Below are 6,264 nucleotides of genomic sequence, written 5' to 3'. Positions count from 1 at the left end.
ACGGAGCGATCTTCGCCTCCGCCAGCGCACGCACCGACTCCCGGAGCATCTCGTGCTCCTCGGACGTCCGGTACAGGTCGAAGTCCTTGCCCATGCTCTTGAGCTCCCTGGCTTGCTAACTACCGTTAAGTAACCCAAAGGGTAGGCCGTCAACGGGGGGCTCTGCCAGGGCACGACTATGCTCGGGCAGGCACTTTCGCCCGACGCCCCTGGAGTCCCGCATGGCCCTGAAGATCACCGTGATCGGCACCGGCTACCTCGGCGCCACCCACGCCGCCGCCATGGCCGAGATGGGCTTCGAGGTCCTCGGGCTCGACGTCGTACCGGAGAAGATCGAGCTGCTGGCCTCCGGCCGCGTCCCGATGTTCGAGCCCGGTCTGGAGGAGCTGCTCCGCAAGCACGTCGCCGGGTTCGAGGGCTCCACCGGCCGGCTGCGCTTCACCACCTCCTGGGAGGAGGTCGGCGCCTTCGGCGACGTCCACTTCGTCTGTGTGAACACCCCGCAGAAGCACGGCGAGTACGGCTGCGACATGAGCTACGTCGACGCCGCCTTCGCCTCCCTCTCCGCCGTCGCCCGCGCCGGCTCGCTGGTCGTCGGCAAGTCGACCGTCCCCGTCGGCTCGGCCGAGCGGCTCGCCGGCGTACTGCCGGAGGGCGTCCGACTCGCCTGGAACCCGGAGTTCCTGCGCGAGGGCTTCGCCGTCCAGGACACCCTGCACCCCGACCGGATCGTCGTCGGCGTCCACGGCGAGGACGGCGGGCGGGCCGAGAAGCTGCTCCGCGAGGTGTACGCGATCCCCGTCGCCGAGGGCTCGCCGTTCGTCGTCACCGACTTCCCGACCGCCGAGCTGGTCAAGACGGCCGCGAACTCCTTCCTCGCCACCAAGATCTCCTTCATCAACGCGATGGCCGAGATCTGCGAGGCGGCCGGCGGCGACGTCGTCAAGCTGGCCGAGGCCATCGGCCACGACGAGCGGATCGGCAACAAGTTCCTGCGGGCCGGCGTCGGCTTCGGCGGCGGCTGCCTGCCCAAGGACATCCGCGCCTTCATGGCCCGGGCGGGCGAGCTCGGCGTCGACCAGGCGCTGACCTTCCTCCGCGAGATCGACTCCATCAACATGCGGCGGCGCGGCCAGATGGTCGAGATGACCCGCGAGGCGCTCGGCGGGGACTCCTTCCTGGGCCGCCGGGTCGCCGTCCTCGGCGCCACCTTCAAGCCGGACTCGGACGACGTCCGCGACTCCCCCGCGCTCAACGTGGCCGGCCAGATCCACCTCCAGGGCGGCCAGGTCACCGTCTACGACCCCAAGGGCATGGAGAACGCCCGCCGGGTCTTCCCCACCCTCGGCTACGCGGACACCGCCCTGGAGGCCGTCCGGGGCGCGGACGTGGTGCTGCACCTGACCGAGTGGCGCGAGTTCCGCGAGCTCGACCCGGCGGAGCTGGCCGCCGCCGTCACCTCCCCGGTCCTCCTCGACGGGCGCAACGCCCTGGACGGCGAGCGGTGGCGGGCGGCCGGCTGGACGTACCGCGCGATGGGCCGCCCGCGCGCCTGACGGCATGGCGGAAGGGGCGCACCGGACGGATCCGGTGCGCCCCTTCCTCATGGGCGTACGGGTGCGGGTCAGGCGGCGACGGGCCTGATCCGGTTCGTACGGGACAGGAACTCGGTCTCGCGCAGGGCGCGGGTCGCGTTGCCGTGGGCCAGGCCGACCAGGTCGCGGGCCGGCCAGTCGCGGCGCAGCAGCTCCGCGAAGAGCGGCACGTAGCCTGCGGTCCGGGTCGCCAGGTGGGAGAGGCCCGTGGACGCGGGCCCCGCCAGCTCGCGCACCCGGTCGAGGAGGCCGGCCGTGGCGGCGGGGTCCTCGACGACGGCGACCATGACGACGGCGCCGTTCTCGCCGAGGAGCCGCAGCACGTCGTCCGGGAGGGCGTCCGGCTCGGCCCGGGTGAGCAGGGCGGGCGCGCGGGTGACGGCGAGGACCTTGCGGACGGTGTCCTGGTCGGCGCCGGAGAGGTCCACGGCGAGGCCGATGCGGTTCATCTCGCGGACCGCCTCGCGGGCGAAGCGGTCGAAGCGGGTGAGGTTCACGGCCCGGACGCCGAGGGCGTGGTACGCCCGCAGGGTGGCGGCGGAGCCGCCGAGGGCGGTCCAGCTCACCGGCCCGAGGAGGGCGGCGACCCGGCCGCAGTTGCGGGCGTGGACCATCTCCGAGGTGGTGTGCGCCAGGCGCAGGTCCTCGGGGCAGGCGGCGACGAGCGCGCGGATGGCGTCGAGGCGGCGCAGGGTGCCGATGACGTCGTCGGCGTCCACGCGCAGCGACCAGAACTGGGCCCCGGCCTCCTGCGCCCGGGCGGGCGGCAGGTCCTCGGGGTCGAGGAGCGGGGGGAGTTCGGCGTGTCCCTCGATGACGGGCTGCGCGGCGAGGATGGCCCGGGCGCGGGCGGTCTCGTCGAGCGGCGTGGGTGGTGGCTCCGGGGGTTCCAGCGCGCCGACGGCGCCGGAGGCGGCAGAGAAGGGGGGATGATCGTCTAGATCTGCCATGGCACTACTCACACTTCCGAACTCGGTGATGCAGTACTACCCCGCCGAAGGAGGCGGGGCAGTACGGTCCACCGTGCCACCGGGGCCCGTCCGGAGCCCGTCGGACTGCGCCGTACGGGTGAGGCCCGGGGCGGGCTCCGTCAGGCGCCGTCGAGCTGGGCGAGCGTGGCGTGCGAGGCGGCCGTTCGGGCGGTCAGGTCCCGGGAGACGGCCTCCGCGTCGCCGAGCACGCGGAGCGCGTTCGACCAGGTCAGCTTGGTGAGGTCGGCGTGGGACCAGCCGCGGTCGAGGAGTTCGGCGATCAGGTTGGGGTAGCCGGCGACGTCGTCGAGGCCCGCCGGGGTGAAGGCGGTGCCGTCGTAGTCTCCGCCGATGCCGACGTGGTCGATGCCGGCGGCCTCGCGCATGTGGTCGAGGTGGTCGGCGACGGTGGCGGCGGTGGCGACCGGGCGGGGGTGACCGGCCTCGAAGGCGGCGTGGATCTCCTTCGCCCTCGGGGTGGTGTCGAGGTGGTGGAGGCCGTGGGCGCGGAGGTTCTCGTCGGCGCGCAGGGTCCACTCGACGGCCGCGGGGAGGATGAACTTCGGGACGAAGGTCGCCATCGCCACGCCGCCGTTGGCGGGCAGCCGCTCCAGGACGTCGTCGGGGATGTTCCTCGGGTGGTCGCAGACCGCGCGGGACGAGGAGTGGGAGAAGATCACCGGCGCGGTGCTCTCGTCGAGGGCGTCGCGCATGGTGGTCGCGGCGACGTGCGAGAGGTCGACGAGCATGCCGCAGCGGTTCATCTCGCGGACGACGGCGCGGCCGAAGGCGGTGAGGCCGCCGTGCCGGGGCTCGTCGGTGGCGGAGTCGGCCCAGTCGTTGTTCTCGTTGTGCGTGAGGGTCATGTACCGCACGCCGAGGGTGTACAGGGCGCGCAGGGTCGCGAGGGAGTTGTCGATCGAGTGGCCGCCCTCGGCGCCCTTGAGGGAGGCGATCCGGCCCTCGGCGCGGGCCTTGGCGATGTCGGCGGCGGTCCGGGCGGGCGCGAGGTCGGCCGCGTACCGCTCGACGAGCCGGTCGACGGCGTCGATCTGCTCCAGGGTGGCGCTGACCGCGTGGTCGCCGGCGAGCCGGCCGGGGACGTAGACGGACCAGAACTGGGCACCGACCCCGCCGGCGCGGAGCCGGGCGAGGTCGGTGTGGAGGGAGGCCGAGCGGTCGCCCGCGATGTCGAGCTTGTCGAGGTCGTAGCCGCACTGCTCGCGCAGCGCCCACGGGAGGTCGTTGTGCCCGTCGACGACGGGTGCCTCCGCGAGGAGGGCCCGGGCCTCGGCGAGCCGCTCGGCCGCGCTCACCGGGCGAACCCGAAGGAGTCCGTGCCCTCGACCTTGGCGCGCAGGCGCTTGCCCTTCTCGGTGGCCTGGGCGTTGAGGTCCTGGAGGAACGCCTCCATCCGGGCCTGGAGCTCCGGGTCGGCGGCGGCGATGATCCGGGCGGCGAGCAGGCCCGCGTTGCGGGCGCCGGCGACGGAGACCGTGGCGACCGGGATGCCGGCGGGCATCTGGACGATCGAGAGCAGCGAGTCCATGCCGTCGAGGTACTTCAGCGGCACGGGGACGCCGATGACCGGGAGCGGGGTGACGGAGGCGAGCATGCCCGGCAGGTGGGCGGCGCCGCCGGCGCCCGCGACGATCGCCCTGAGGCCGCGGCCGGCGGCCTCCTCGCCGTACGCGATCATCTCGCGCGGCATCCGGTGCGCGGAGAGGACGTTCACCTCGTACGGGATCTCGAACTCGTCCAGCGCCTGGGCGGCGGCCTCCATGACGGTCCAGTCGGAGTCGGACCCCATGGCGATGCCGATGAGCGGGTTGCTCGCCTGGTTACTCAACGATCGTCCCTCGCAGGTAGTCGGCGGCGTGGCGGGCGCGCTCCAGCACCTCGTCCAGGTCGTCGCCGTAGGTGTTGACGTGACCGACCTTACGCCCGGGCTTCACGTCCTTGCCGTACATGTGGATCTTGAGCTGCGGGTCCCGGGCCATGCAGTGCAGATAGCCCTGGTACATGTCCGGGTAGTCGCCGCCGAGGACGTTGCACATCACGGTCCACGGGGCGCGCGGGCGGGGGTCGCCGAGCGGCAGGTCGAGGACGGCGCGGACGTGGTTGGCGAACTGGCTGGTGATCGCCCCGTCCTGGGTCCAGTGACCGGAGTTGTGCGGGCGCATCGCCAGCTCGTTGACGAGGATGCGGCCGTCGGTGGTCTGGAAGAGCTCCACGGCGAGGTGGCCGACGACGCCGAGCTCCTTGCCGATCCGCAGCGCCAGCTCCTGGGCCCGCCCCGCGAGCTCGGGTTCGAGGTCGGGGGCGGGGGCGATCACGGTGTCGCAGACGCCGTCGACCTGGCGGGACTCGACCACCGGGTAGGCGACGGCCTGGCCGTGCGGGGAGCGGACGATGTTCGCCGCGAGCTCGCGGACGAAGTCGACCTTCTCCTCGGCGAGCACGGGCACGCCGGCGAGGAAGGGGTCGCGGGCGTCCTCGGCGGTGCGGACGAACCAGACGCCCTTGCCGTCGTACCCGCCGCGCACGGTCTTGAGGATGATCGGGAAGCCGTCGCCCTCCTCGGCGAAGGCGACCGCGTCGGCCGCGTCGGCCACGATGCGGTGGCGGGGGCTGGGCGCGCCGATCTCGTCGAGCTTCGCCCGCATCACCCCCTTGTCCTGGGCGTGCACCAGGGCGTCGGGCCCGGGGCGGACGGGGATGCCGTCGGCCTCCAGGGCGCGCAGGTGCTCGGTGGGGACGTGCTCGTGATCGAAGGTGATCACGTCGCAGCCGCGCGCGAAGGCGCGGAGCGTGTCCAGGTCCCGGTAGTCGCCGATGACGACCTCGCCGGCCACCAGGGCCGCCGAGTCCTGCGGGGTGTCACTGAGGAGCTTGAACTGGATGCCGAGGGGAATACCCGCCTCGTGCGTCATGCGGGCGAGCTGCCCGCCGCCGACCATGCCTACTACCGGGAACGTCACCCTCTTAGGGTATCCGCACCATCCGTGAACGCTCCTCCGGCTGTGGATTGACACAAGGCGTGACCGGGTACGACCGGGTTTTCCACAGCTTTCACGGCTACCCGGGCGGGTGACAGGGGTGGCTGGTTAGCATGGATGGGTTGACGTCACCAGGACGTCACCCGACGGACGGACCGACCCCCATGAGCGAACCCGGCGCGCTGCGCATGCGACTCGCCCTGCTCGGCCGAGAGGTCGCCAAGTTCGGGGTCGTCGGCGGCCTCGGCGTCCTGGTCAACCTGGCCGTCTTCAACCTGGTCCGGCACACCACGGAGCTTCCGGTGGTGCGGGCCAGCGTGATCGCCACGGTCGTGGCCATCGCCTTCAACTACGTGGGGTTCCGCTACTTCACGTACCGCGACCGCGACAAGTCGGGCCGCACCAAGGAGATGTCCCTCTTCCTGCTGTTCAGCCTCGTCGGCCTCGTGATCGAGAACGGCGTGCTGTACGCGGCGACGTACGGCCTCGGCTGGAACGGCCCGCTGGCCAGCAACTTCTTCAAGTTCTTCGGAATCGGCCTCGGGACGCTGTTCCGTTTCTGGTCCTACCGCACCTGGGTGTTCCGGGCGCTGCCGGCGAAGGAGGCCGTGCAGACGGCCGAGTCGTTCCTGGAGCAGTCGGAGCCGGTCCCCACGCCCCGGCAGCCCCGGCGCCGGCAGCCCGACCACGTGTAGGGAA

Annotated in this window: 6 protein-coding genes; 2 read left to right on the top strand and 4 right to left on the bottom strand. The window is 72.5% G+C overall.

The features are described from left to right. Positions 1 to 221 precede the first annotated feature (221 nt). A complete protein-coding gene (locus ABZ621_RS24130) occupies positions 222 to 1,556 on the top strand; it encodes a UDP-glucose/GDP-mannose dehydrogenase family protein (RefSeq protein WP_360607817.1) in 1,335 nt (444 codons plus the stop codon). A gap of 68 nt (positions 1,557 to 1,624) precedes the next feature. Here ABZ621_RS24130 and ABZ621_RS24125 read toward each other — a convergent pair whose 3' ends face one another. The 4 genes from ABZ621_RS24125 to ABZ621_RS24110 all read right to left on the bottom strand — a co-directional run bounded on the left by ABZ621_RS24125 (position 1,625) and on the right by ABZ621_RS24110 (position 5,601). Beyond that, complete coding sequence (locus tag ABZ621_RS24125) at positions 1,625 to 2,545, bottom strand: membrane dipeptidase (protein ID WP_360607815.1); 921 nt, start codon at positions 2,543 to 2,545, stop codon at positions 1,625 to 1,627. 140 nt (positions 2,546 to 2,685) lie between these two features. Further along, a complete protein-coding gene (locus ABZ621_RS24120) occupies positions 2,686 to 3,882 on the bottom strand; it encodes a dipeptidase (protein ID WP_360607813.1) in 1,197 nt (398 codons plus the stop codon). Next, positions 3,879 to 4,376 (bottom strand): 5-(carboxyamino)imidazole ribonucleotide mutase, encoded by a 498-nt coding sequence (gene purE / locus ABZ621_RS24115; RefSeq protein ID WP_360607843.1) that lies wholly within the window; start codon positions 4,374 to 4,376, stop codon positions 3,879 to 3,881. The genes ABZ621_RS24120 and purE overlap by 4 nt, the downstream gene beginning before the upstream one ends. A gap of 31 nt (positions 4,377 to 4,407) precedes the next feature. Beyond that, entirely contained in the window at positions 4,408 to 5,601 is a 1,194-nt protein-coding gene (locus ABZ621_RS24110; protein WP_360607811.1) for a 5-(carboxyamino)imidazole ribonucleotide synthase, read from the bottom strand. Between the two features lie 128 nt (positions 5,602 to 5,729). Between ABZ621_RS24110 and ABZ621_RS24105 the strand changes: the two genes are divergently transcribed. Continuing rightward, positions 5,730 to 6,260 (top strand): GtrA family protein, encoded by a 531-nt coding sequence (locus tag ABZ621_RS24105; RefSeq protein WP_360607809.1) that lies wholly within the window; start codon positions 5,730 to 5,732, stop codon positions 6,258 to 6,260. Positions 6,261 to 6,264: the final 4 nt, after the last annotated feature.

Origin of the sequence: Streptomyces sp. NPDC007863 (genome assembly GCF_040633895.1) — a bacterium.
Taxonomy (GTDB): Bacteria; Actinomycetota; Actinomycetes; order Streptomycetales; family Streptomycetaceae; genus Streptomyces.
Note: the sequence above shows the minus strand (reverse complement) of the source record. Positions and strands in the feature narration are given on the sequence as shown.

Bases quoted from the DNA above. Each gene is read 5' to 3' on its own strand.
- ABZ621_RS24125 (WP_360607815.1), bottom strand. From the start codon at position 2,545: ATGGCAGATCTAGACGATCATCCCCCCTTCTCTGCCGCCTCCGGCGCC.
- ABZ621_RS24130 (WP_360607817.1), top strand. From the start codon at position 222: ATGGCCCTGAAGATCACCGTGATCGGCACCGGCTACCTCGGCGCCACC.
- ABZ621_RS24105 (WP_360607809.1), top strand. From the start codon at position 5,730: ATGAGCGAACCCGGCGCGCTGCGCATGCGACTCGCCCTGCTCGGCCGA.
- purE (WP_360607843.1), bottom strand. From the start codon at position 4,376: ATGGGGTCCGACTCCGACTGGACCGTCATGGAGGCCGCCGCCCAGGCG.